The sequence below is a fragment of the Rossellomorea sp. FS2 genome (assembly GCF_047915635.1).
Lineage (GTDB): Bacteria > Bacillota > Bacilli > Bacillales > Bacillaceae_B > Rossellomorea > Rossellomorea marisflavi_A.
The window spans coordinates 489,031-515,167 of sequence record NZ_JBLRVS010000005.1; the positions used below are offsets into that span (position 1 = coordinate 489,031).

Annotated in this window: 23 protein-coding genes; 15 read left to right on the forward strand and 8 right to left on the reverse strand. The window is 49.0% G+C overall.

What is annotated here, in order from left to right:
* Positions 1–121 precede the first annotated feature (121 nt).
* From ACNA6I_RS18925 to ACNA6I_RS18945, 5 genes are all read left to right on the forward strand, one after another.
* Entirely contained in the window at positions 122–400 is a 279-nt protein-coding gene (locus tag ACNA6I_RS18925; RefSeq protein WP_048006989.1) for a spore morphogenesis/germination protein YwcE, read from the forward strand.
* A gap of 268 nt (positions 401–668) precedes the next feature.
* Positions 669–1,073, forward strand: a complete 405-nt coding sequence (gene yugI / locus ACNA6I_RS18930) for a S1 domain-containing post-transcriptional regulator GSP13 (RefSeq protein ID WP_048006988.1) — start codon at positions 669–671, stop codon at positions 1,071–1,073.
* A 161-nt stretch (positions 1,074–1,234) separates the two neighbouring features.
* Positions 1,235–2,755: an aldehyde dehydrogenase gene (gene adh / locus ACNA6I_RS18935; RefSeq protein ID WP_048013262.1), complete on the forward strand. Its 1,521-nt coding sequence runs from the start codon at positions 1,235–1,237 to the stop codon at positions 2,753–2,755.
* A gap of 1 nt (position 2,756) precedes the next feature.
* A complete protein-coding gene (locus ACNA6I_RS18940; RefSeq protein WP_416313958.1) occupies positions 2,757–3,080 on the forward strand; it encodes a DUF779 domain-containing protein in 324 nt (107 codons plus the stop codon).
* Positions 3,081–3,265: 185 nt separating this feature from the next.
* Positions 3,266–4,726 (forward strand): catalase, encoded by a 1,461-nt coding sequence (locus ACNA6I_RS18945; protein ID WP_251527488.1) that lies wholly within the window; start codon positions 3,266–3,268, stop codon positions 4,724–4,726.
* Between the two features lie 315 nt (positions 4,727–5,041).
* Here ACNA6I_RS18945 and ACNA6I_RS18950 read toward each other — a convergent pair whose 3' ends face one another.
* Positions 5,042–6,391: a sigma-54 interaction domain-containing protein gene (locus ACNA6I_RS18950; protein ID WP_416313959.1), complete on the reverse strand. Its 1,350-nt coding sequence runs from the start codon at positions 6,389–6,391 to the stop codon at positions 5,042–5,044.
* A 216-nt stretch (positions 6,392–6,607) separates the two neighbouring features.
* Between ACNA6I_RS18950 and pruA the strand changes: the two genes are divergently transcribed.
* From pruA to ACNA6I_RS18970, 4 genes are all read left to right on the forward strand, one after another.
* Positions 6,608–8,152, forward strand: a complete 1,545-nt coding sequence (pruA, locus tag ACNA6I_RS18955; protein ID WP_048006984.1) for an L-glutamate gamma-semialdehyde dehydrogenase — start codon at positions 6,608–6,610, stop codon at positions 8,150–8,152.
* Between the two features lie 85 nt (positions 8,153–8,237).
* Positions 8,238–9,428: an ornithine--oxo-acid transaminase gene (locus tag ACNA6I_RS18960; protein ID WP_048006983.1), complete on the forward strand. Its 1,191-nt coding sequence runs from the start codon at positions 8,238–8,240 to the stop codon at positions 9,426–9,428.
* A 118-nt stretch (positions 9,429–9,546) separates the two neighbouring features.
* Positions 9,547–10,791, forward strand: a complete 1,245-nt coding sequence (locus ACNA6I_RS18965; RefSeq protein WP_048006982.1) for a Glu/Leu/Phe/Val family dehydrogenase — start codon at positions 9,547–9,549, stop codon at positions 10,789–10,791.
* 119 nt (positions 10,792–10,910) lie between these two features.
* Positions 10,911–12,329 (forward strand): aldehyde dehydrogenase, encoded by a 1,419-nt coding sequence (locus tag ACNA6I_RS18970; RefSeq protein ID WP_416313979.1) that lies wholly within the window; start codon positions 10,911–10,913, stop codon positions 12,327–12,329.
* 45 nt (positions 12,330–12,374) lie between these two features.
* On the opposite strand, the gene ACNA6I_RS18975 is transcribed toward ACNA6I_RS18970, so the two are convergent.
* Complete coding sequence (locus ACNA6I_RS18975) at positions 12,375–12,608, reverse strand: DUF378 domain-containing protein (protein WP_048006980.1); 234 nt, start codon at positions 12,606–12,608, stop codon at positions 12,375–12,377.
* Positions 12,609–12,774: 166 nt separating this feature from the next.
* On the opposite strand from ACNA6I_RS18975, the gene ACNA6I_RS18980 reads away from it, so the two are divergent.
* From ACNA6I_RS18980 to ACNA6I_RS18995, 4 genes are all read left to right on the forward strand, one after another.
* Positions 12,775–13,944, forward strand: coding sequence for an iron-containing alcohol dehydrogenase (locus ACNA6I_RS18980; RefSeq protein WP_048013257.1), 1,170 nt, complete (start codon positions 12,775–12,777; stop codon positions 13,942–13,944).
* A gap of 162 nt (positions 13,945–14,106) precedes the next feature.
* Complete coding sequence (locus ACNA6I_RS18985) at positions 14,107–15,456, forward strand: glucose-6-phosphate isomerase (RefSeq protein ID WP_048006978.1); 1,350 nt, start codon at positions 14,107–14,109, stop codon at positions 15,454–15,456.
* Positions 15,457–15,887: 431 nt separating this feature from the next.
* On the forward strand, positions 15,888–17,702 hold the full coding sequence (asnB, locus tag ACNA6I_RS18990; RefSeq protein ID WP_416313960.1) for an asparagine synthase (glutamine-hydrolyzing): 1,815 nt from the start codon (positions 15,888–15,890) through the stop codon (positions 17,700–17,702).
* Positions 17,703–17,763: 61 nt separating this feature from the next.
* Positions 17,764–18,168, forward strand: a complete 405-nt coding sequence (locus ACNA6I_RS18995) for a YugN-like family protein (protein ID WP_048007200.1) — start codon at positions 17,764–17,766, stop codon at positions 18,166–18,168.
* Here ACNA6I_RS18995 and ACNA6I_RS19000 read toward each other — a convergent pair.
* From ACNA6I_RS19000 to ACNA6I_RS19010, 3 genes are all read right to left on the reverse strand, one after another.
* Positions 18,165–19,154, reverse strand: a complete 990-nt coding sequence (locus ACNA6I_RS19000; protein ID WP_048014658.1) for a potassium channel family protein — start codon at positions 19,152–19,154, stop codon at positions 18,165–18,167. The genes ACNA6I_RS18995 and ACNA6I_RS19000 overlap by 4 nt on opposite strands.
* Before the next feature lie 49 nt (positions 19,155–19,203).
* Entirely contained in the window at positions 19,204–19,755 is a 552-nt protein-coding gene (locus ACNA6I_RS19005; RefSeq protein ID WP_063191371.1) for a GNAT family N-acetyltransferase, read from the reverse strand.
* A 135-nt stretch (positions 19,756–19,890) separates the two neighbouring features.
* Entirely contained in the window at positions 19,891–21,252 is a 1,362-nt protein-coding gene (locus ACNA6I_RS19010) for a vWA domain-containing protein (RefSeq protein WP_416313961.1), read from the reverse strand.
* 202 nt (positions 21,253–21,454) lie between these two features.
* On the opposite strand from ACNA6I_RS19010, the gene ACNA6I_RS19015 reads away from it, so the two are divergent.
* A complete protein-coding gene (locus ACNA6I_RS19015; RefSeq protein WP_416313962.1) occupies positions 21,455–22,120 on the forward strand; it encodes a glycoside hydrolase family 16 protein in 666 nt (221 codons plus the stop codon).
* A gap of 99 nt (positions 22,121–22,219) precedes the next feature.
* Here the strand turns inward: ACNA6I_RS19015 and ACNA6I_RS19020 are convergent, their stop codons facing one another.
* The 3 genes from ACNA6I_RS19020 to ACNA6I_RS19030 form a co-directional block, all read right to left on the reverse strand.
* The gene (locus ACNA6I_RS19020) at positions 22,220–22,600 is read right to left on the reverse strand and encodes a DUF4176 domain-containing protein (protein ID WP_416313963.1); all 381 of its coding nucleotides are present in this window, start codon (positions 22,598–22,600) and stop codon (positions 22,220–22,222) included.
* Between the two features lie 86 nt (positions 22,601–22,686).
* The gene (locus tag ACNA6I_RS19025) at positions 22,687–22,947 is read right to left on the reverse strand and encodes a hypothetical protein (protein WP_148796531.1); all 261 of its coding nucleotides are present in this window, start codon (positions 22,945–22,947) and stop codon (positions 22,687–22,689) included.
* A 360-nt stretch (positions 22,948–23,307) separates the two neighbouring features.
* On the reverse strand, positions 23,308–25,788 hold the full coding sequence (locus tag ACNA6I_RS19030; RefSeq protein ID WP_148796533.1) for a hypothetical protein: 2,481 nt from the start codon (positions 25,786–25,788) through the stop codon (positions 23,308–23,310).
* A 130-nt stretch (positions 25,789–25,918) separates the two neighbouring features.
* Here ACNA6I_RS19030 and ACNA6I_RS19035 point away from each other — a divergent pair, with 130 nt between their 5' ends.
* Positions 25,919–26,119 carry a hypothetical protein gene (locus ACNA6I_RS19035; RefSeq protein ID WP_048006972.1) on the forward strand — a complete coding sequence of 67 codons (201 nt, stop codon included), beginning with the start codon at positions 25,919–25,921 and terminating at the stop codon, positions 26,117–26,119.
* Positions 26,120–26,137: the final 18 nt, after the last annotated feature.

Consider the following 26,137-nt stretch of genomic DNA (forward strand, 5'->3'; position numbering starts at 1 on the left):
CTTTTGGGGTGGAAATTTTATCTGTTTGTAGTATACTAATTGTAACAAAACGTTCACAAATTAGACTCTTTTTCGACAAAATTGAAAGCGTTTCCTTATAATATGAATGGAGGTTATCAAAATGGATGTATTCATGGTTTATCTATTTATTGCAACCGCCACGCCTCTTTTTCTCTGGATAGAACACCGCAAGTGGGCAGTGGCCCATATCCCGTTCGTCATCGCCCTATGGGGTGCATTCATCTATTACGTCGTTGTTCCTGAACTCGGTGGCTGGGGACATGTGACGCTGTGGAGCTTGCTCGTTGCGAACTTTGCCTTTGCCCATCTGGCTGCATTTTATCTGTACGCGACACCTTATCTTCGGAAACAACGTGAGAAAAGGCTCATCAAATCATAATGTGCAAAACCCGCCCGCGGCCACTGGCCCGGGTTTTTTTCTGCTCTCTCACCCGTGGGAATTCATACTCTCCATTCGCACGAAGAATAAAGATTGATAAAATGGGTATTATTTGTTGTTCGGTATGGGAAACCTACATAAGGAGAGTGCAATTGTAGGCTGATCTGCAATGGACCGGTGAAATTAGTTTTGCGGAAATCAAAGAACTGTGATATAATCTACAATTGCGTGTAAAAGAGAAAATAATATATATACTAGGAGTGTTACCATGACTACAAAATTCGAAACAGGATCTGTTGTAACTGGTAAAGTTACAGGAATCCAGCCTTACGGTGCGTTTGTTGCTTTAGATGAAGAAACACAAGGACTTGTCCACATTTCAGAAATCACTCACGGATTCGTTAAAGACGTGAATGAGCACCTTTCTGTTGGTGATGAAGTACAAGTGAAAGTTCTTTCTGTTGACGAAGCGAAAGGGAAAATCAGCCTTTCAATCCGCGCAACTCAAGAAGCTCCTGCAGAACAACCTGCAGCAGCAAAGAAACCACGTCGTCAAGGAAGTGTGAAACCGGCAGCAGCTGAAGAAACAACTCCTGCAGGCTTCAATACTCTTAAAGACAAACTTGAAGAGTGGATTGAGCAATCAAAACGCGAAGATCTAATCAAAAAGTAAGACGAAAGAAGCGGCTAAGGCCGCTTTTTTATTTGTCTTGATTTATTTGAAAATATAGAATAATGAGTCAATATGCTTGTAGGAAGAATAAGATCTCTAGTATACTCGATATGTAAGCGCTTTATTTAGTAGGAATATACATAAATAAAGGAGGATGTCGAATGCTGTATCAGAACCCGAATACAGAAGGCTCATTGGTGTCGTTCAAGGATCAGTATGAAAACTTTATCGGAGGGGAATTCGTACCGCCTGTAAGCGGTGAATACTTTGATAATGTATCGCCGGTGACAGGGAAGGTCTTCACACGGATTGCACGATCCAATCAGGAGGATGTGGAAAAGGCTCTTGATGCCGCCCATGCTGCAAAGGACGCCTGGGGAAAAACGACTGTTGCCGAAAGGGCGTCCGTCCTGAATAAGATTGCCGACCGGATGGAAGAAAACCTGGAAATGCTGGCAGTGGCAGAGACCTGGGATAATGGGAAGCCTGTGCGGGAGACGCTGGCAGCGGATCTTCCCCTTGCCATCGATCACTTCAGGTATTTTGCAGGGTGTATCAGGGGGCAGGAAGGTACGATCGGTGAAATCGATGAAGATACGGTATCCTACCACTTCCACGAGCCGATCGGTGTCGTCGCCCAGATCATCCCGTGGAACTTCCCTCTCCTCATGGCCACATGGAAGATCGCGCCGGCATTGGCCGCCGGGAACTGCATCGTCCTTAAACCGGCCGAGCAGACGCCTGCTTCCATCATGGTCCTGATGGATCTCATCAAGGACATCCTTCCGAAAGGCGTCCTGAATGTGGTTCAAGGTTTTGGGCTTGAAGCGGGAAAACCACTGGCCCAAAGCAAGCGGGTCGGCAAAGTGGCCTTCACTGGTGAGACGACGACGGGAAGGCTGATCATGCAGTATGCTTCTCAGAACCTCATCCCTGTCACGCTTGAACTGGGTGGAAAATCCCCGAACATATTCTTCGAGGATGTGATGGACCAGGATGACGACTTCCTTGATAAAGCGGTGGAAGGCTTTGTCATGTTCGCGCTGAATCAGGGGGAGGTTTGTACCTGTCCTTCAAGGGCCCTGGTCCAGGAGTCCATTTATGATAAATTCATAGAGCGCGCCATCGAACGGGTCAAGCAGATCAAGCAGGGGAATCCCCTTGATACGGATACAATGCTCGGGGCGCAGGCTTCCCAGGAGCAGCTCGATAAAATCCTTTCTTATATTCAAATCGGAAAAGATGAAGGTGCCGAGGTGTTGATCGGTGGTGAACAGAACCAGCTTGACGGCGATCATGGCACAGGTTTCTATGTCAAACCGACGATCTTCAAAGGAACAAACGATATGAGGGTCTTCCAAGAAGAAATCTTTGGCCCGGTCGTTTCCGTGACGACGTTCAAAACGAAAGAAGAGGCGCTGGACATCGCCAATGATACACTTTATGGACTTGGGGCAGGCGTATGGTCGAGGGATATGAATACGGCCTACCGCTTCGGCAGGGATATCCAGGCGGGACGCGTATGGACGAACTGTTACCACCAGTACCCTGCGCATGCCGCTTTCGGTGGATATAAAATGTCCGGAATCGGGCGCGAGACCCATAAGATGATGCTCTCCCACTATCAGCAGACGAAGAATCTTCTTGTCAGCTACAGTCCAAAGAAACTGGGATTCTTCTAACATGTCAGTCTCTGCAACTGACGCAGCGGATGGCGTGATTAAGAAACTGTGGGAAAAGCATGGTCCCCTCATCTTTCACCAATCCGGTGGATGCTGTGATGGCAGCGCCCCGATCTGCCTGGAAGAGGGAGACCTCCTGATCGGTGACGGGGACGTCCTTGTGGGTACCGTGTCTCAGACGCCGTTCTATATGAGTCGGGAGCAATATGAGTACTGGAAAGCCTTCGACATCCTTTTGGATGTGAAAGAGGGGAGAGGTGGCATGTTTTCCCTGGAATCTTCGCTCGGGGTCAGATTTGTCACCACCTCCTCTCTGAAAAAATAATGCGTTCTATTTCATAGTGCGTGAGAATACAGTGTAAGAGACAACGGGCGATGTTGTCTCTTTTTTTGCTGATTTTAAAAGTTATTACTTTATAATTATTATAATTAATGTTGACAAAACCCCGGAAATAGGTAAAATAAAACTATACTTTAATAATAATTATTATAAATAAAAGAGGTGTTCATATGAAGAATCAAAAACTGACAACGAATCAAGGAGCCCCGATCGGAGACAATCAAAACTCTTTGACGGCCGGAAGCAATGGGCCAACTCTTCTCGAAGATTATCAGCTAATTGAGAAATTGGCGCATTTCGACCGGGAACGGGTTCCGGAGCGGGTGGTCCATGCGAGGGGTGCGGGGGCTCACGGGGTCTTCATCACGAAGAATAGTATGAAGAAGTATACAAAAGCTGCATTCCTTCAGGAGGAAGGGAAGGAAACGCCGGTTTTTGCCCGTTTTTCGACCGTGATACATGGTCAACATTCTCCGGAAACGCTTCGCGATCCCCGTGGATTTTCAGTCAAGTTCTATACCGAGGAAGGAAACTGGGATTTTGTCGGCAATAATCTGCCTGTCTTCTTCATCCGCGATGCGATGAAGTTCCCGGATATGGTTCATGCCCTCAAACCGAATCCCCAGACGAATATACAGGAACCGGAGCGCTACTGGGACTTCATGACCCTGTCCCCGGAGTCGACGAACATGCTCCTGCATCTGTACACGGATGAAGGGATTCCCGCAAACTATCGTCAGATGCGGGGGTCGAGCGTGCATGCATTCAAGTGGGTGAATGCAGCAGGCAATATGGTTTATGTGAAGTTGAGGTGGAAGCCGAAGGAGGGAATCCGGAATCTTTCTGCAGAAGAAGCAGCTGAGATCCAGGGGAAGGACTTCAACCATGCAAGCAGGGACCTATATGAGGCCATCGAGGAAGGGAATTATCCTGAATGGGATCTGTACGTCCAGATCCTTGATCCGATGGACCTTGATTCGTTCTCATACGATCCTCTGGATGCCACAAAGGACTGGCCGGAAGAGGATATTCCTGCCCACTTTGTCGGGACGATGATCCTCAACCGGAATCCTGAAAATGTGTTCGCGGAGACTGAGTCCGTTGGGTTCAATCCTGGTGTATTGGTCAATGGGATGCTCCCTTCTGAAGATAAACTGCTGCAGGGGAGATTATTCTCTTATTCCGATACACAGCGCTACCGGATCGGGGCCAATTATCTTCAGCTCCCGATCAACTGCCCGTTCGCCCAGGTAGCCAATCAGCAGCGGGACGGCGGGATGCCGTTCAAGCAGCAGAAGAGTCCGGTGAACTATGAACCGAACAGCTTTTCAGGTGAGCCGGAGGAAGTGCCGGGGTATGAAGAGGTTCATCAACCGGTCACTGGTGAAAGAGGAAGGATCAAGATTCGTAAACCCGATGATTTTGGTCAGGCCGGCGACATTTACAGGAGCTACCCCGATGAGGTCAAAGCCCAAGTGGTCAAAAACATTTCAAATGAACTGGCTGGGATCGATACGCGCATCGCATTGCGTGCAGTCTGTAACTTCTTCCGTGCCGATGTGGAGTTGGGGAAAGAACTTTCAAAAGAAATCGGAGTCGATCTCACCCCGTACCTTCAACATATGCAATAGGCAAAACGAGGGTGGGACAAAAAACGAAAAAGGGTGACCAACACGATCAGTGTAGGTTCATTATACCGCTCATGATTTCCGTGCAAGACTCCGCTTTACGCGGGTAGCCCATGAGCCTCCTCTTCAGGTCTGCGGGGTCTCACATCAGCTACTCTTCCCGCAGGAGTCTTCGTCTTGCACTCCAATCAACCGTTTGAAACGATGATCGTCATGAACCAAAGTAAAAACCCGAATGCATTTGTCGTAGGCAAATGCATTCGGGTTTTACTATGTCTAAAACACGTTGTCCCAGCCTCGTATTTTTTACGTGAGGAGTCAAAATCCCCCACGCTCGATGCCGTATTTGCGGATTCTGTACTGAAGGTTCTGCCTGCTCATCCCAAGTGCCTTGGCGGTCTTGGTGATATTGAATTGGTGGTGCTTCATGGCCTTTTGGATATAGTACGTCTCGGCTTCTTCCATGAAGACCTCAAGGGGTTTAGGCTCACTCCCTGACTGATGGAGGAAGTCGGAGTCGCCCTGGTGGTCATCAGCGACGGGAGAATGATGGATCCGCTGCCTGAACCCGAATGGAAGATGATTAAAACCGATTACCTTATGGGAACCGATGAGCTGATACGCTCCTTCAAGCACGTGCTCGAGCTCCCTCACGTTCCCGGGCCAGTCATATTTACGGAACGTCCCCTCCACCTCTGTGGAAATGCCCGTGACATTCCTGGCGTAGTGATGATTGAATCGATCAAGGAAGCTCGATACAAGGTCGTGCAGATCCTCCAGCCTGTTCCGGAGGGGAGGGATGAAAAAGGAGGCGGAGCTGAACCGATAATATAGCTCCTTCAACAGCCTGCCGTCTGCCACTGCGTCGATCGGATCTTCATTGACCGTGGCCATGAGGCGGACATCAGGGAATGAGCTGCTGTCCATCAGGTCGAGTAATTGTTCCTGAACGTGGAGGGGCATGGCATTCAGTTCATCGAATAGGATCGATCCGCCTGAGGCTTTTTTCATCACCCCGTCTTTGGAACCGGTACCAAAAAGGATCATCGTTAGATCTTCCCCAGGCATGGACGCACAATCCTGTTTGATGAACGGGGCATCCTTCCGTACGCCATCACAGTGGATGGAGCGGGCCAACATTTCCTTACCCGTACCGATTTCGCCACAAATGAGGATGGGAGTCGTGGATAGAGCGGCTTTCTTCCCGGCGGAGAGTGCTTCCTGAATGCGCGGATGGGACCCGACGATCCGGTGAAACGAAGGGGGAGCCGGCTGTTTGTGAACATGGTCCTTCATCATTTTTTCCAGGCTTGTCACATCCCGTGCAATTTCAACGGCACCGATGATGTCATCATCAAAGTGAATCGGATACGTGTCGTTGATGGTGGTGATTTCCACGCCATTGCTATTGAAATAGGTTTGCTTTACGTTCAGCGTCGGTGTCCCTGTGTGGAGTACCTGAAGAAGGGTGCTTTCTTCTTCTGAGTGAAATTGAAAGACATCGAGGAGATTTTTATCCAATACATCCTCGACCTCCATACCTTCGATTTCCTTCATTTTATCGTTATAGATCACGGTCCGGCCGGTTGAATCGATGACGTGGACCCCTGACTCGAGGTGATGGGCCACGACTTCATACATATATAGGCGTTTCTCACGTTCGAGCAAGATGAATCCCCCTCTGCGATTGGTGCTCTCTTATCTTCTAAGCCGCGTCGTCGACTTTGAAAATAAAAATTTTTCAAAAAACTCTTGAAAAAAGCAACCATCTTTTGCATTATTATAAGTGTAAGGGTTTTCTGAATGCAAATATTTTTTGCGGTTCACACCGGAAATACTCTGAGATCACATTAAAATCTTTGTTTAAAAGGGGGCAACACCCATATGATTCCTTACAAGCATGAACCATTCACAGACTTCTCGAACAAAGAAAACCAAAAAGCGTATAAAGAAGGCTTGAAAACAGTTGAAGCCTATCTTGGACAAGACTATCCCCTGATTATCGGCGGGGAGCGAGTGACTACTGATGCAAAATTGGTGTCAGTCAATCCTGCAGACCATAAAGAACTGATCGGAAACGTATCTAAAGCTGATCAGGAACTCGCAGAAAAAGCAATGAACGTAGCATATGATACATTCCAGACCTGGCGAAAGGTGAAACCGGAAACGCGTGCAGATATCCTGTTCCGTGCTTCTGCCATCGTACGCCGACGCAAGCACGAGTTTTCAGCCCTGCTGACAAAAGAAGCGGGCAAACCATGGAATGAGGCGGATGCCGATACGGCCGAAGCAATCGACTTCATGGAGTATTATGCACGCCAGATGCTGCGCCTGAAAGATGGTTTCCCTGTAGAAAGCCGTCCTGGCGAATACAACCAGTTCAACTATATCCCTCTTGGAGTGGGCGTTGTCATCTCTCCTTGGAACTTCGCGTTTGCCATCATGGCCGGTACGGCTGTTGCGGCCATCGTGACAGGGAATACGGTGCTCTTGAAGCCTGCATCCACGACAGCCGTCGTTGCGGCTAAATTCATCGAAGTCCTTGAAGAAGCCGGTCTTCCAAAAGGCGTTATCAACTATATCCCTGGAAGCGGTGCTGAAGTCGGGGATTACCTCGTAGATCACCCGAAAACACGTTTCATCTCCTTCACTGGGTCACGTGATGTCGGGATCCGCATCTACGAAAGGGCTGCAAAAGTCCATCCTGGTCAGAAATGGCTGAAGCGCGTGATCGCTGAAATGGGAGGGAAAGATACGATTGTCGTCGATTCAGAAGGCGATATCGAACTTGCAGCCAAATCCATCGTGGCATCTGCCTTTGGCTTCTCCGGTCAAAAATGCTCGGCTTGTTCACGTGCCGTCGTCGTGGAAGATGTATACGACCAGGTGCTCGAGCGTGCGGTTGAATTGACGAAGGAACTCACAGTAGGAAACCCTGTCGACCAGGATAACTTCATGGGACCGGTCATCGATCAAGCTTCATTCGATAAGATCATGAGCTACATCGAAATCGGGAAGGAAGAAGGAAAACTCATGGTTGGCGGTGAAGGAGACAGCTCGAAAGGCTACTTCGTCAAACCGACGATCTTTGCCGACCTTGCTCCTGATGCACGACTCATGCAGGAAGAAATCTTCGGACCGGTCGTTGCCTTCTCCAAGGCGAAGGATTTCGATCATGCCCTTGAGATCGCCAACAACACGGATTACGGATTGACTGGAGCAGTCATCACGAATAACCGTGCGAAAATCGAGCAGGCGCGGGAGGACTTCCACGTCGGAAACCTTTACTTCAACCGCGGCTGTACAGGTGCCATCGTTGGATACCAGCCGTTCGGAGGATTCAATATGTCCGGGACGGATTCCAAAGCAGGCGGACCTGATTATCTGTTGCTTCACCTTCAAGCGAAAACAACTTCGGAAACTCTATAAGGAAAAACGGAAGGAGCTCTTGTCTGACAGGGGCTCCATCCTTATATAAACCGGTAATACCGGTGAATTTAAAGGAGGAATATGCATGGCGAGTTCACAGGCGATCATCGATCAAACAGATAAATACGGAGCAAGGAATTATCATCCCCTGCCGATTGTCATTTCGGAAGCAGAAGGGGTATGGGTGACCGATCCCGAAGGCAACCGCTACATGGATATGCTCAGTGCGTATTCTGCCGTCAACCAGGGCCATCGCCATCCGAAGATCATCCAGGCGCTGAAGGATCAGGCGGACCGCGTGACGCTTACATCACGTGCCTTCCATAACGATCAGTTGGCACCGTGGTACGAGAAAATCTGTCAGCTGACAGGCAAGGATATGGCCCTGCCGATGAACACGGGAGCAGAAGCAGTCGAAACGGCCATCAAAACGGCCAGGCGCTGGGCGTATGATGTGAAAGGTGTCGAGGAAAACCGTGCTGAAATCATCGCGTGCAATGGGAACTTCCACGGCAGGACGATGACGGCTGTTTCTCTATCGTCAGAAGAAGAATATAAGCGTGGATTCGGCCCGATGCTGCCAGGCATCAATCTCATTCCATATGGCGATCTTGACGCGTTGAAAGAGGCGATCACACCGAATACGGCAGCCTTCCTCATCGAGCCGATCCAGGGAGAGGCCGGGATTGTGTTCCCTCCTGAAGGTTTCCTGAAAGCAGCTGCCGATCTTTGCAAGGAACAGAATGTGCTCTTCATCGCAGATGAGATCCAGGCGGGGCTTGCCCGTTCCGGTAAAATGTTTGCGTGTGAGTGGGCCGGGGTCGATCCGGATATGTATATTCTCGGTAAAGCACTCGGCGGAGGCGTGTTCCCGATTTCATGCGTAGTGGCGGACGAAGCGGTCCTTGGTGTGTTCAATCCGGGCTCACATGGTTCCACATTCGGAGGAAACCCGATGGCATGTGCCGTTTCCATCGCCTCCCTCGATGTGCTCATCGATGAAAACCTTGCAGATCGCTCCCTGGAGATGGGCGAGTACTTCATGGGTAAACTCAAGGAGATCAAGAACCCCCTCATCAAGGAAGTGCGGGGAAGCGGCCTCTTCATCGGAGTCGAGCTTCATGAACCGGCACGTGCGTATTGTGAAAAGCTCAAGGATGAAGGTCTCCTTTGCAAAGAAACCCATGATACCGTCATCCGTTTCGCTCCACCCCTTGTGATTTCTCAGGAGGATCTGGACTGGGCAATCGAGCGGATCAAGAAAGTGCTTTCTTGAAAGCGTGGGCAAGAGACGGAATCTTTTCGAAATTTTGTAGATGCTGATGGTTTAGGTAACGGTTATATGTTACAATTACAACGTTTCAGATCACATAATAAAGAGGCGAATGTTAACAATGGGAGAAAACCTTAATCTGTTTACTTCTACACAACATGTCATCAATGATGCTTTGTCCAAACTGGGCTATTCCGAAGAAATGTTCGAGCTTCTAAAAGAACCGATCCGCATGCTCACCGTCCGCATCCCTGTCAGGATGGACGACGGAAGCATCAAGGTTTTCACGGGTTACCGCGCGCAGCATAACGACGCCGTCGGTCCTACAAAGGGGGGCGTGCGCTTCCATCCTGAGGTCGATGAGGAAGAAGTGAAGGCGCTTTCCATGTGGATGAGCCTGAAGTGCGGGATCGTCGACCTTCCGTACGGCGGAGGGAAAGGCGGGATCATCTGCGATCCCCGCACCATGTCCTTCACCGAGCTTGAAAAGCTCAGCCGTGGATATGTAAGGGCGATCAGCCAGATCGTCGGGCCGACAAAGGATATTCCGGCACCTGACGTGTACACCAACTCGCAGATCATGGCCTGGATGATGGATGAATACAGCCGTTTACGGGAAAATGATTCGCCTGGTTTCATCACGGGTAAACCGATCGTCCTCGGAGGATCCCAGGGACGTGAAAAAGCGACCGCTCAGGGTGTGACCATCTGCATCGATGAAGCGGCCAAAAAACGCGGGATCGATATCAAGGGAGCACGTGTCGTGATCCAAGGATTCGGGAATGCAGGAAGCTTCCTTGCGAAGTTCATGCATGATGCCGGAGCCAAGGTCATCGCGATCTCGGATGCCCACGGAGCGCTCCATGATCCGGACGGACTCGATATCGATTATCTCCTGGACCGCCGCGACAGTTTCGGAACCGTCACGACGCTCTTTGAGAATACGCTTACGAACAAAGAACTCCTTGAGCTGGATTGTGATATTCTTGTGCCTGCTGCCATCTCGAATCAGATTACAGAGCAGAATGCCCATGATATCAAAGCGTCGATCGTCGTGGAAGCGGCGAATGGACCTACAACATTGGAAGCTACAAGGATCTTGTCTGAGCGTGGCATCCTCCTCGTACCGGACGTCCTTGCCAGTGCAGGCGGCGTAACGGTATCCTACTTCGAATGGGTACAGAACAACCAAGGCTATTACTGGACAGAAGAAGAAGTAAACGAGAAGCTTCAGATCAAGCTTGTCGAAGCGTTCAATAATGTCTATGAAACATCACAGAATCGCAGAGTCAATATGCGTCTTGCCGCCTACATGGTGGGAGCGCGCAAAATGGCTGAAGCCTCAAGATTCAGAGGTTGGGTCTAACCATCGCATACCATGGCGCATCATCCTTCGGGGTGATGCGCTTTTTTTGTTCCTGCACCTTATAAAATTGACATTCATCTGTTCCATTCGTACGATTGAAGGTAGAACAGCTAAAGCGGATACATAGGATATCGGAGGTCATGAAGATGAATATTGAGGAAACGTCCCTAAAAACCGTAAAACAGGCCATACAGAATCAAAAGTCTTTTTTTAAGAACGGACATACCAGACCAATTTCCAGTAGGAAAGAAACCCTTCAAACGCTCTATCGTATGATCAAAGATCATGAAGAAGATATCATCCACGCCCTGCAGATGGATCTGAATAAGTCCGAAATGGAAACCTATGCAACGGAAATCGGCATCCTTCTCGAAGAAATACGCTTCGTGCTCAAACAGATCGATGAGTGGGCAGAACCGAAAAAAGTAAAGGTAGCCAAGACCCATATCGGATCTAAAAGTTACTCGGTGCCGGAACCCTATGGGGTCACGCTGATCATCTCCCCATGGAATTACCCGTTCCAGCTTGCCCTGGCCCCGGTGATCGGTGCCATTGCGGCGGGGAACACGGCCATCATCAAGCCTTCAGAGCTTACGGTCCATACATCACGTCTTCTTGAGCGGATCATCTCCGCCCGCTTTGACGGACATGTGCTGAAAGTGATCGAAGGAGGAGTGGAAACAACGGGGCATCTCCTTGACCAACCGTTTGACTACATCTTCTTCACAGGCAGTGTACCCGTCGGGAAGGTCGTCATGGAAGCGGCAAGCAAACGGTTGATCCCCGTCACCCTCGAACTTGGAGGGAAAAGCCCGTGCATCGTGGACGAGACGGCGGATATCGCCCTGGCAGCCAAGCGGATCGCCTTTGGGAAGGTCACGAATGCAGGACAGACATGCATTGCCCCCGATTACCTCTTCCTTCACAAAAGCATCAAGGAGCAATTCATCACGGAGTTCAAGAATGCCGTCGTGACATTTTATGGTCCGGAGCCCCTTAAGAATGATAAGTACGGACGCATCATCAATGAACGGCATTTCGACAGGATTGCCTCTTATCTCGATGACGGGGAAATCCTCCTGGGCGGGAAACTCGATCGTACGTTCCTGAAGATGGAGCCGACCCTGATGACACCGAGGGATCACTCTGTCCCGGTCATGCAGGAAGAAATCTTCGGTCCCGTATTCCCGGTGCTCGAGTACGAAAACCTGGAAGAAGTCATCGACTATGTAACGGAAAGGCCGAAGCCCCTGGCACTGTATCTGTTCACGAACAATGAAGCAACCGAAGCCGCCATCACCGGAAATATCTCGTATGGCGGGGGCTGTATCAATGATACCCTGATGCATATCGTGACGCCCTATCTTCCATTCGGCGGCGTAGGGGAAAGTGGCATGGGGAGCTATCACGGTGAGTCCAGCTTCTCCACATTCTCCCACTATAAAAGCGTCATGAAACAGACCAACAAATTCGATATGAGCTTCCGGTACCCAAATGGGAAATTCGGGATGCAGCTCATCAAAAAACTGCTGAAATAAAGAAGAAGGCGTCCCGTCTAGTGGGGACGCCTTCTTTCATTTCATTTATCGTGTAGGTTCTGTACGGTGATCCCGTTCCAGTTCCTCTGTCGGTTTGAACAGTAATCCAAGATTGATCAGTCCTGAAATTCCGACCAGACCATAGATGATCCGGGAAAGTCCGGCACCTTGTCCTCCGAAAATGGCGGCGACGAGGTCGAATTGGAAAAATCCGATCAGCCCCCAGTTCACGGCACCGATGATGGTGAGAACCAATGCAATACGTTGTAAAGCACTCATGTTTGTTTCCTCCTTATTGTATGGTTCACTATTACTATGCCCCGATCGTCAATGGTTATGTGCTGGCCTTTTTAAATTTTTGGGCAAGTTCTTTGCATTTTACGCCGGGTCTCATCCATAATAAAAAAGGTGAACACGAACATATACTCTTTAGGAGGTATTTATAATGAATGAATTTACGTTTTATAATCCGACGAAATTGATCTTTGGTAAAGGTCAAGTCGAGCAGCTGAAGGACCTTGTCCCTCAATACGGTAAAAAAGTGCTTCTCGTATACGGTGGCGGAAGCATCAAGAAAAGCGGCCTTTATGACCAAGTGACGGCTGTCTTGAACGACATCGATGCCGAAGTATTCGAACTTGCCGGTGTTGAACCCAATCCACGTTTGACCACGGTAAGACGCGGTGTGGATATCTGTAAAGAAGAAGGCATCGAGTTCCTGCTTGCCGTAGGTGGAGGAAGCGTCATCGACTGTACCAAAGCAATCGCTGCCGGTGCGAAATATGATGGAGATGCATGGGATCTTGTCACGAAGAAAGCTTTTGCTTCAGAAGCCCTTCCATTCGGTACCGTGTTGACCCTTGCTGCGACCGGTTCTGAAATGAATGCAGGATCCGTTATCACAAACTGGGAAACCAATGAAAAATACGGTTGGGGAAGCCCAGTTACATTCCCTCAATTCTCAATCCTTGATCCGGAAAACACATTCACTGTTCCTAAAAACCACACGATCTACGGAATGGTCGACATGATGTCCCACGTGTTCGAGCAGTACTTCCATAATGCTACGAATACACCGCTTCAGGACCGCATGTGTGAATCCGTACTGAAAGTGGTTATTGAAACAGCTCCTAAGCTGATCAACGACCTTGAGAACTACGAGCTTCGCGAAACCATCCTATACTCTGGAACCATTGCCCTCAACGGCATGCTTCAAATGGGTTACCGCGGAGACTGGGGAAGCCATAACATTGAGCACGCTGTGTCTGCCGTGTACGATATCCCGCATGCAGGCGGTCTGGCGATCCTGTTCCCTAACTGGATGAAGCACAACCTGAACGTGAACCCTGCCCGTTTTGCACAGCTGGCTGAGCGCGTATGGAATGTCGATCCTGAAGGCAAAACACAGGAAGAAGTAGCGCTTGAAGGAATCGAGAAGCTTCGTGAATTCTGGTCCAGCATCGGTGCCCCTTCACGCCTTGCTGACTACGACATCGACGACAGCAAGCTTGACCTCATTGCTGATAAAGCAATGGCCAACGGCGAATTCGGTAACTTCAACAATCATCAATTGAACAAAGAGGACACGCTCAGCATCCTGCGCGCATCTCTATAAGACTCATGGCCGGTCCGATATTGGACCGGCTATTTTAAGAAATACGAAGATCGTGTAAAAACTTTTGAATGAATGCGTTTTCAATCATCTGCGTTTCTTGATTATGAAGGGCGGATTCGATAAAGTGAGATAGAAGCAAAATAAAACAATCGGAGGATGGTTATGACACACATTCGTTTTGATTATTCAAACGCGTTATCCTTTTTTGGTGAACATGAAATTACATATCTACGTGATGCCGTAAAGGCAGCACACACCTCCCTGCACGAAAAAACGGGTGCAGGAAGCGACTTCCTAGGGTGGATCGATCTTCCTGTCGATTATGATAAAGAAGAATTTGCCCGCATCCAAAAAGCGTCAGAAAAAATCAACAAAGACTCCGATATCCTGCTCGTTATCGGAATCGGAGGATCTTACCTTGGTGCAAGAGCGGCCATTGAAATGCTCAATCACAGCTTCTTCAATACCGTTTCAAAAGAAAAGCGTTCAGCACCACAGGTCCTCTTCCTTGGACAAAACATCAGCTCTACCTACATGAAGGACCTGATGGATCTTCTTGAAGGCAAAGACTTCTCGATCAATGTCATCTCGAAATCCGGTACAACAACCGAGCCGGCAATCGCCTTCCGTATCTTCCGCAAAATGCTTGAGGAGAAATACGGAGTGGAAGAAGCACGCAAACGCATCTATGCGACAACGGATAAGTCAAAAGGAGCGCTTAAGACCCTTGCAAACGACGAAGGCTACGAAACATTCGTTGTGCCTGATGATGTCGGCGGTCGTTATTCTGTCCTGACGGCTGTAGGTCTCCTGCCGATTGCCGTAAGCGGTGTGGATATCGAAGCGATGATGGACGGAGCAGCAAAGGCAAGGGAAGACTTCGGTCAGTCCGAGCTTTCTGAGAATCCGGCCTACCAATACGCAGCCGTGCGTAACGTTCTGTATAACAAAGGCAAAACGATCGAAATGCTCATCAACTACGAGCCGGGTCTTCAATACTTCGCTGAGTGGTGGAAACAGCTCTTCGGTGAAAGCGAAGGAAAAGACCAAAAAGGGATCTATCCTTCATCTGCAAACTTCTCGACCGACCTTCACTCACTTGGTCAATATGTACAAGAAGGCCGCCGCGATATCTTTGAAACCGTCGTGAAGGTTCAGGAATCGCGCCATGAACTTGTGATCGAAGAAGCTGACAGCGATCTTGACGGCCTGAACTACCTTGCTGGCCAAACCATCGATTTCGTCAACAACAAAGCTTTCGAAGGAACCTTGCTCGCCCATACAGATGGAGGCGTTCCGAATCTGATCGTCGAAATCCCTGCCATGGATGCGTATACGTTCGGATACCTTGTGTATTTCTTCGAGAAGGCATGTGCCGTGAGCGGTTATCTCCTTGGCGTCAATCCATTTGATCAGCCTGGGGTAGAGGCGTACAAAGTGAATATGTTCGCCCTCCTTGGTAAACCTGGATTCGAAGAAAAGAAAGCTGAACTTGAAAAACGATTGAAATAATAGAAGAATAGACTGGGACAAACTCGTTTCAGTCAAATGAACATCCGAACGAATTCGACAAAGATCGAGTTCGTTCGGATTTTTTGCATCATCCATTTGGTAAGTCCGACTGTTGATTGGAATGCACGTGATTACATTCTTTCACCATTAGAGGGAGCCCTGAAGTTGCTCCCTCTTTTTAATTCCCTTAAAAATCATTCGTGTCCCGTAAAGTTATTTACCTTAAGTTGTAAGAAATCCATGTCTTTTTGAAGCGTGGGTCAGCATGACTGCCGTCACATATCTTTAGGATAATGATGGAAGCCTCCATAGACCATGGATGCCATTTCGTTAAAACGGAATATCTTTCTTTGACGGAGCTGAAGGGGAGGGTTTACCATCTTGGTAGACCGAGCGATCGGTTTAACATTGGAGAAAGAAGGCGTATAGAAATGTGTGGAATTGCAGGCTGGATTGATTGGAGTAAAGACTTACGAGAACAACAGCATATTTTAAAATCCATGACCGATGCCATTGAACATAGGGGGCCGGATGCAGAGGGTGCCTGGGTGAGCGAACATGCAGCCCTTGGACACCGTAGACTCATCGTCATCGACCCGAATGGCGGGAAACAGCCAATGATTTATCAAAACAACCATCATCAAATCGCACTCACTTATAATGGTGAGCTTTATAACTATCTTGAGCTTAAAGAAGAATTGACGGAGAAAGGCCACACCTTCAATACCAGCTCGGATACGGAAGTTCTGCTTCACTCTTATCTTGAGTGGGGGGAAGATTGCGTTCGTCACTTTAACGGGATCTTCGCATTCGGAATCTGGGATGAAGAAAAGAACCAACTCATGCTTGGTCGCGACCACCTTGGTGTGAAACCACTGTTCTTCACTGAAGAAGGAGATGGACTTCTATTCGGTTCCGAAATCAAAGCGCTCCTTGCCCATCCGGATGTAGACGCAGAAATCGATCAAACGGGTCTTTCTGAGTTATTCGGAATGGGGCCGATGAGAACACCGGGACAAGCCATCTTCAAGAACATCCAAGAAGTCCGTGCCGGACATTATATGATCTACAATGAGCAAGGAAAGAAAGACGTCCAATATTGGACACTTGAAAGCAAGAAGCATACGGATGATATGGATACGACCGTGAATACGATCAAAGAGATTCTTGAAGATACGGTCAAGCGTCAGCTCATTGCCGATAAGCCGCTTACCACCATGCTGTCGGGAGGACTCGACTCAAGCGGATTGACCGCTATTGCGGGGCGTGAATACGGTGAAAAGACGCTCTCCTCTTATTCCATCGACTTTGTAAATAATGAAGCGGACTTCGAGGAAGACTTCCTCCGCAGGGATCTTGATGAGCCGTGGGTGAAACGTGTGTCCGAACACGTAGGGACGGATCATACGTCCATCGTGTTTGATGCCAAGAAGCTCGTCGACAACCTATTGGTTCCCATGAAAGCAAGAGATCTCCCTGGTGTCGGTGAAATCGAGACGTCCCTTTACCTCTTGTTCACGGAAATGAAAAAGACCGCAACTGTCGCCCTCTCAGGAGAATCAGCGGACGAAGTATTCTCAGGCTATCCTTGGTTCCATCAGGAAGAATACCTTGATGCAGGTGTGTTCCCATGGCTCTTGAACATCGGTGGTATCGCCGACTTCATGAAGGATGATCTCCTGGATCGACTCCATATCGAGGACTATCGCAAACAGCGCTATCAGGAAGCACTGAAGGAGCTTCCGACCCTTGAAGGGGAGTCCGACATCGAAGCGAAGCAAAGAAGGATGTCCTTCATGTTCATCACGCGTTTCCTTCCGTTCATGCTAGACCGGAAAGACCGTGCCAGCATGATGACAGGCTTTGAAGTGCGTGTGCCATTCTGTGATTATCGCCTTGTGGAGTATCTTTGGAATATCCCATTTGAAATGAAAAATGTGGATGATATCGAAAAAGGGATCCTGCGTCGTGCACTGAAGGATTATCTTCCGGACGACGTGCGCAATCGCAGGAAGAGTGCTTATCCGAGTACGAAGGATGAGGCCTACTATGAAGGCGTGAAGGACTGGATGCTGTCGATCTTAAATGATCCAGCTTCCCCGATCCTGAATCTGATCGATGCGGATAAAGTGCGTGCCATGATCGATGATAAAGAACAATCCACCACCATGGTGAAGTCGTTATTCGATTACTTGATCCAAGTGAATGAATGGCTGAAGGAATATGATGTTTCAGTCAAGCTGTAAGACCTACATGTTTTCCCGCTAAAAGGAGAAACTATCCCTAAAATGAAAGGGGATGGATGATGTGATCGAGATTTCATCAAGCCTTGAAGGGAAGCATTATCAGCTTTACAAATTGGAACAGGAATTGAAGCCACTGGGGTATTCCATCGGGGGAAACTGGGATTATGACCATGGATATTTCGATTATAAAATCGATGATGAGGTGGGGTATCAGTTCCTCAGGCTGCCGTTCACCTCGGTGGACGGGCAGTTGGACTCAAGGGGGGCGACGGTCAAGTTCGGGAAGCCATTCCTCCTGTCCCATAAATATCAGATAGGGCTGGATGATCATGCCTCGACCGGGAATCTTTCAGGATCCTTCAATCAGTTCTCGGAGCCACAGGATTCAGATGCCAGCTTTCCTGAGGAATACATTGAAGTAGGCAGGGAGCTCGTGAAGGAACTCGAGCAGACCCTGCTTCATTAATTGGATATGACAAGCAGTTCGTCTGTGGTTTCGACCACAACGTCCATGGGGGGATTCACTAACGTGTTTTCCCCCTTTTTGATGCCTAAAAGGATGACCCTTTCCTTCAGCAGCAGGGCACTGAGGGATTGGAATGTAGACCCGGCGTGCTCATCCATGACGGGAATCAGCTTCAGGTTATTGCCTTTCAGATGATTCAAGAGCTTAAGGATCGTCCTGGACATTCCTTGGGAGATGATGCTGTTCATCATGACGAGGCTGGTCTGCATATTCGTCTGGATGACTTCATCTGCGCCTGCCCGCTTCGCATTTTCGACCTGATCCTTCTGAAGGACTTCCACCACAGTATGGAGGGACGGTTGGTTTCCTTTAATGGCAAGCAGGGTCAGGATCGTGTTCATATCCGACGTCATCTCATCCTTATTCTGATCTGATGTGACCAAGGCGATCTTCGCTTCCCGGAGATTGGCCTTTTGAAGGATGGTGTCCTTGAAAGGGGAACCTTTGACGAAATGGACATGGTTGTTACGATAAGGGTTCTTCTGAAGGGAATCATCAATGAGGATTACATCGCAGCTTGATTGCAGGGATGTGAGCTGATGGATGATTTCACGGGTGCGTTCGTTCCACCCGATGATGATGACCTGTCCTTTTCCTTTATAAGCGGTCTTCCCCTCCATATATCCGTTTTGGGTGGTCACGGTTTCCGTTGCCAGCATGACGAAATAGGTGGAGAGAAACCCTGCCCCTACCAGGATGAGGAGGATACCCAGGGTTTTCCCTTCAGCGGTCTTGGGGACGAAATCTCCGTATCCTACAGTCGAAGTCGTGATGACCGCCCACCAGATCCCGTCAAAAAATGAGGGGAAGGTGTCCGGTTCGAGATAGTGGATCATGACACCGCAGGTGCTCATGACGGCGAGGGCCATGATCAAGATCCGGATGACAAGCGGCCAGCGCAAAAAGCCGTGGATGAGTTGTTGCATGGGTACCAGCTCCTTTTTATCTGCACTGACCATTATTGCCGAATCGGGGCTAACTCATAACTCCGTCTGCCCATTCTTTCTTCAGCATGCTGTAGCTGTATACATCATGCGACTGCTGATTCTGCATGATGTAGTCACGGAGCAGCCCTTCCCTTGTGAATCCAAGCTTCTCCACGACGCGTGAAGACCCCGCGTTCTCCGGGATGATGACCGCCCCGACCCTGACGACGCCTTTTTCACGGAACAGATAGTCGATGACGGGCTGCAAGGCTTCCGTCATGTATCCTTTCCCCCAGTGGGAGGGCATGAGGTCATAGCCGATTTCACAGCGTTTGTGGGGCACGGAGGTTGCGTGAAATCCGCATGTGCCAATGAGGTTGTCCCCCTGATCGGCGATGGCCCATCGCATAGGGGCGAGTCCTTCGGCTTCCTGTCTCGCTTCGATGATTCCTTCGGCTTTGGTGATGGATTCGAGGGGCTCCATGCCGAAGTAGGTCAGCACTTCAGGTGTCGTGTAAAGGGTGAAGAGCGCTTGTGCGTCCTTTTTGTGGAGCTGTCTGAGCGTAAGTCTTGGAGTGGTGAATGTCGGATAGGTGGTCATGGTGGGATTCCTCCTTTATGTATGAAAGGATTATACCATGATTATCCAGTTCGGGGTGCGGGATTTTTCAACGGATCCCCTTGTCCAGGTTATATTGGAAATGAAAAAAGTGCCGCTTGAACGGCACTTCCGGGGTCAGTCTCTGAACTTTTTCTCGATCTCATCCACTTTTTTCTTCATGTCATCGGACGTCTCTTTGATTTCGTCCTTTTTCTCTGATTCCAGACCGCTCATGTAATCCTTGATTTTCTGGTTTCGCTCATCCAGGATCGCGAGGATTTCCTGTTTCTTGTCCAGGTCGATCAATTCATCGTTTACAAGGGCATTGACTGCATCAAGGAAGCGGTCATTCTCGAGGCTCCTCATAGTAAGGTAAGAACTGTAGAGTTCCCGCAGATTATTATAATGGTCGACGGACGTCCAGATATTGTCGCTGAAGTTACCTGATTTCCACCAGATCCACGTCCCTTCACTGATGCTGTCCTTCCAGGAGGTTTCAATGTCTTTGAGCTCTTGTTTCGTTTTGACGGAGGTGTACTCACCGCCTCCTGCCCGGGCGACGTTTTTAAGCTGGTCGTCGGCTTTGGAGTCGACGTCGAAGCCGATGATGTTGACCTGGACGTCGGTATTGTCTTCCTTCACTTTCTTCGCGGCTTCGACGGGGTCTCCGTCACAGGTTTCGATCCCGTCGCTTACCACGTAGATGAAGTTCTGGGCATCCTTCGGGAACTGGTCATTGGCAAGGAGGATGCTTGAAGCGAGTGGGGTCCATCCTTTAGGGTCGAAGCCGTCCAATGCGCTTGCGAATTTCCCTTTGTCATATTCCTCCATCGGATAAAAGGATTCAACGGCTTTACAGCTCATTTCCTTATCGCTGTCCGATCCGGTCCCTTTATGGCCGAAGGCGATCAAGGAGACATTTGCGCCTTCAGGAAGTTCACCGGCAAAGTTTTCTAGGCTTTCCTTTGCCAGTTCCATCTTGCTTTCACCGTCCACTTCCGCTTTCATGCTGCCACTGGAGTCAATGAGGAGGGCAATGTTGATTTCCTTTTGTTCTTCCGTCAGTTCTTCAAGCTCGACGTCCTGAAGGAGGCGTCCATCGGGGAGCTTGATTTCATCAAATACCACATCATAGTTTTCAAGCTCTCCTGCTTTTCCCTTATAGCCGGTCCTGAGATTCTCGGTGATGGAGGCCGCCCATCGTTCCGCATCCCAGTCCTCGGTATCTTCTTTTTTGATGTGTTCAAGGTACTCATCTGCTGCATCCTCTGAAGCGGATCTGGCTGCGTTTTGGTTGTCATCTGGTGAAATATGCTTCTCATAGATCTCGCCGTTCGTTTGGTCAATCAGTTCTTCCGTTGTTTGGGAGGACACCTTTTCCACTTTGGTCTCCTGGGGGGGTGCGGCTTTTTCTTTCTTCCCGGTCGGTTGTTTTTCGCTCTGGCATCCAGAGAGAATGAACACTAGAATAAGGGGGAATAACCATCTTTTCTTCATTTTTTCATCTCCTTTGGGTGGATCTTGTATGTAGGGATTCCGTGGACAAGGTTATCCAATAATTTACTGTAAATCCAGTACCCAATGACCCATGACGATAAACCTAATGGTGGAATGTGTTGGAAGACGGGACAAACACCCCTTCGGATCAAGGAGCTCCTTCATACGATACGAGTAAGGAATGTAAGAAGGAGGACTACAGTTGACTAAAAAGACGTTACAGTGGAGCGGATATGAGTGGATCGTGAAGAGCGGTGCCAGGAAGACCGGACCTGGACCGAATTACTTCGCCGCGGAAAATGCATGGGTGGACCGGGATGGCCGTCTTCATTTACGAATCACGAAACACAAGAACACATGGAGATGTGCCGAGGTGACGCTGAGCGAGACACTGGGGTATGGGACGTACCGGTTTTGGCTGGAAGGAAGACCGGACAGGATGGACCTGAACGGCGTACTTGGATTATTCACCTATGATGGAAGCTCGCCTGAGCATCACCATCGTGAGATCGACATAGAGTTTGCCAGATGGGGAAATCCCGGAGGGCACAACGCGCAGTATGTGGTCCAGCCCTATTCAATACCGGGACATCTCCACTCGTTCCCCATGAAATTGAACGGAAACTGCTCGACCCACACGTTCAAGTGGACGCCCCGTAGCATACGGTTCATGTCCCTGCACGGACATTACACCGATCTGCCGTCACCCCTTGAGTGGTTCAAGATCCAGGATTGGGAGTTCACAGGGGACATCCCGGACAGCAGGGAAGAAAAAGTGGGCATCAATCTGTGGCTCATGGACGGAAAAGCTCCTGCTGAAGGAATGGAGATCGTCGTGGACCGGTTTGAATTTGAGCCGCTAACCTGACAGGTGGGAATCTAAATAAGGAAATAGAAAAGGAGAATGGGGGATGGCCTCCATTCTCCTTTTCTAGTAGGTTTCAGTTCATGAGGATACTAGGTATAGTTAGTCCTCATTCCCCTCACGATCGGCTTCTTCCCGGATCTTTTTATCCTCATCCGTGACGTAGCCGTTATGTAAGACCTCTTCAATCAGATTGCGGTTGAAAAACACGTTGTAGTCAGCAGATATATTGCCTTCGGGATATGGAACCCCGATGTAATCAAACTGCTTTTTTGTACTAACTTGAATTTGATTGTAGCCGTAGATCATCACCAATTTATCCATATTCGAAAGCTTGACCACCGTTCCGATGGGAAGCAGCTTGGTAGGGTCAAGGCTGACTTCTTTTGCTTCTTCTTTTTTGCCTTCTTCGGTTGTTTGCTGACTGCATCCGACTACCATCAATATGGTGAGGATAACCACCAGGATCCGTTTATGAGTCATCAGCTTCCTCCTTATTCCAATTTGTGAATCGATGTGATTTAACCTTTCCTTAGTGCTACAGCCTCTTGATGGAAATAGAGTGTCAATCAGATGCCTTCCTGATCTTCAGGATATCTCTCATCTTTCTTGAAGAAGAAGGCGCGGATGAAGAGGGAGATGAGGCAGGGGAGATAAAAGACCAAGGCCAAGGTCACCACAACAGGTAGTTGGGAAAGCAAATCTTCTGGTGGTATTCCCCAAGTGACCAGAACAATTAAGCTGGTGGTACCCATGGTCCCAAAAAAAATGGGGAACAAGAGGAGAAGCAATCGGAATAATTTTTTGGGCTTTTCTTTGGTGAATGTCATATCATTCTCCTTCATAGCTTTCCTTACTATCATGTTGACAGTTGGTAGAGTGTGGTCCTCCGTTGTCAAGATGAATGTCATCCATAGGATATTGAATGGATAAGCGATCGCTCTTGAAACAAGAAGAGTTAATATTTACCGTATACCCAAATAGTGGGTTTGTAATCCTCTTTGATCTAGTGTCAGAAGTGGTATAGACGAAGCCGAGTTTCAACTAACTTGGGCATGGAGGCAGACGAATGCATCCATGCTTTCTGCGTGGATGCATAAAAAATCCGGACGCGTTCCCTGTCATGGCATGACAGTGGAATTCCAGTCCGGATTTTGTGATCACTTCGTTTTCTTACCTTTGGATTGGTTTTATTCGAACCTCAACTTCTTGACCTCGACTTTATCATAGTAGACGGTTCCCACGGAGTAGGAGGTAATGAAGCAGATCACTCTGGCTGATGAGGCATGTTCCGGTGCTTCAGTGGTCACGTATACCCTTTGCCATCTGTTCAGATCTTTGTCTGTGTGGACCGGCGTGGAAGAGAGTTCTTTCCCATTCTTATCGAAGTATCGGATCATGAAGCTTCCTGTCCCTTCTCTGATGAAGAGGTTTGTGGAGGCTTCGATGGTATCCCCTCCTTTGACCGGGATGGGGTCACTCATCAGTGCAACGGATTTATTCCGTGCTTTGTCTGTCAGTTTCAGGCTCTTTCTACCGTGGGAATGTTCCTCTCCTGATTGTTGATACTTCACATCACCTGAGGTCTGGAACATGGAGGTCCACCCCGGTATGGCATCTTTTTTAAGCGGCTGTTCGAACTGATGATTCGTGACCTTGAGGTCGTCTTTCCCCTGCAGCGACTTGACTTCCATTTTGTGAAGCATCGTCCGGTTTTCCCTGGATGCGTAATAGATGTTGCCATCTGGAGCAATGGTGTAGGCATAGACCCTGGCAATCTGTTTATGCTGAAGGCTGGTCGGGTCGATGGCAGTGAGGTTCCCGCTGAAGTCGGCATACAGGAGACCTTCGTACCATTGGAGCTTGATTTTATTCCAGGCACTGAGTGGTGGAGAATCGTAGAGTTTCTTGCTTTTCACCACTTCCAGGGTGTCCGGATCCAGGGCGAATACCGTTCCGATGGCAGCTCCCCATAGGAGTCCGTCTGGACCGAATGACAGATCCCCGATCGATTCGGGTTTATCCAGGCCATCGATATCCAATGAGACTTCCTGGATCTTTTCTACTTTTGCCACGTCCCATACAAAGATCTTCGCTTCCTCGGCCGTCGGGTCAGCCCCCAGTCCACCATTGATCGTCGTGGTTCCGTATACCTTCCCATCTCTGTATGCAAGACTGTTCACGCTCTGGTCCTGCACGACATTCCTATAGACCGTATAAGGGTCATCTTCCTTATCGGGATCATAGACGGTCAGTGCACCTCCGAGCTCCCCGTAAAACGGGATGCTTCCAATGAAGGCTTTTCCGTCACCTTCTACAATGGAACTGACACGATTTTGGCCCTCTCCCAATGTGAAGAGCTTTTCCGGATTGGTGGATGAAGGTTCAAGGGACGTATCATATTCCCTCACATCACCGGCAGGATAAACACCGAACAGGACATTCTTCCCGAAGGATGCAATGGCATCTCCCTGCCCCATATCGAACACCTTCTTGGTTTTCCCGATGGGGTCATAGATGGCCCCTTTCCCTGTCTGTACCCCGCTTATATAGAGGTTCCCATCGGGTCCTGTATGGATCTTGTTGATGACATTGGCCGTTCCCTGAGCGAGGGGAGGGGTCCGGACCGTTTCCCCCTTTTCGAGATTGAGAATGGAAACGTATCCCGAGAAATTGATCGTCACAAGGCTTTTTCCCGGAAGGTCGGGCGTCCCGAACTCGACCCAATCCACACCCCGGAATCCACTCTCATATTGAATACCCGAGTCTTCGATTGCCAGGGTGTCTAAGTTCAGCGTTTGAAGTTTGTTTTCTGTATTCATGAAATAGATCTTACCTTCATGCGACGTTTCGGGAACATGGAGACCGCGTGCCTTTGGAATGACGACATCCAGCCATTTTTTCTCCTGTGTATCATAAACATATGCGTTGCTTGAAAGCTCGTAGCGTGCGAACAGGTAACGGTCATCCACTTTATCTAGATCATAGATGTGGCCCGGCTCCCCGATGGAAGCAGCGATGTCTTCTTTCTCGCCGGTTGCGCGGTCATAATGGATGATTTTCCCGTGACCCGTACCGGAATAGGCATCATCCCCGATCACGGCAAGGGAGCGTATGTACTCCTGTGAGGACTCCCCGATCATCCTTCCGTAATCATCCACCTTACCGGTATCGGGTTCATACTGATACACTTTTCCGTTAGGATACGTTCCGACATACACGTTCCCCTGATCAGATGTGATGGCAAAGGGGAAGCTCTCACCCGGGAAGGTGGCGACCACTTCCGCTTGATCGGAACCAGGGGTGTATTTCCACAGCTTGGCGCCACCGCCGATCGTGGCGATGTAGAGATCTCCATTCGGCAATACTTCATGTGCCCATGTGTTCTCGGCTCCTTCAAGGGGAATGACGCGCAGCAGCTTCTCCGACTGGATGTCAATGACATTCAACTGTGCCGGAAGCCCCTTGGTCGTGGTATACATGACGGGTTTCCCGTTCTCTGTTCCGACAGCCCCGTTGAAGATACTGATTGCATCCGTCAGAGGAGTGAGCAGTTCCTCAGGTGCACCGTAATGGGTCATATCAAGTTTACTTGGCGCGGCGCCCGCCGTCATCGGTGTAGCAGACAGAATCAACAAAAAGATTACAAAACGTATCATGACTTTTTTCATCCTGTTCGCCTCCTGTTTATAGGATCCTTCTCCTTCATGGTAGAGGCGATGGAAGAGAAAACCAATATTATAGTAGGAATGTAAAGGCCCTTCTGCCTTCAATCCTTGTCTAGTAAAGGAGGGGAGGGACTTGACGAAAAAAGGACCGATAGTCCTTGAATTGATCACAAAGGAGACGGCAGGTCCAATGGTCCTGTCATCAACTGGGTCAAGAGCATTAGATGGAACCCATTTATACGCTAGAAGTCGGGATAAAGGATGGGTATGCAACCTATGGACTAAAGAGGAGAAGAAAAAATCCTTATATCAGCATAATGAGAGCCCATTCTAATTGATCAGCAGCTTTCTT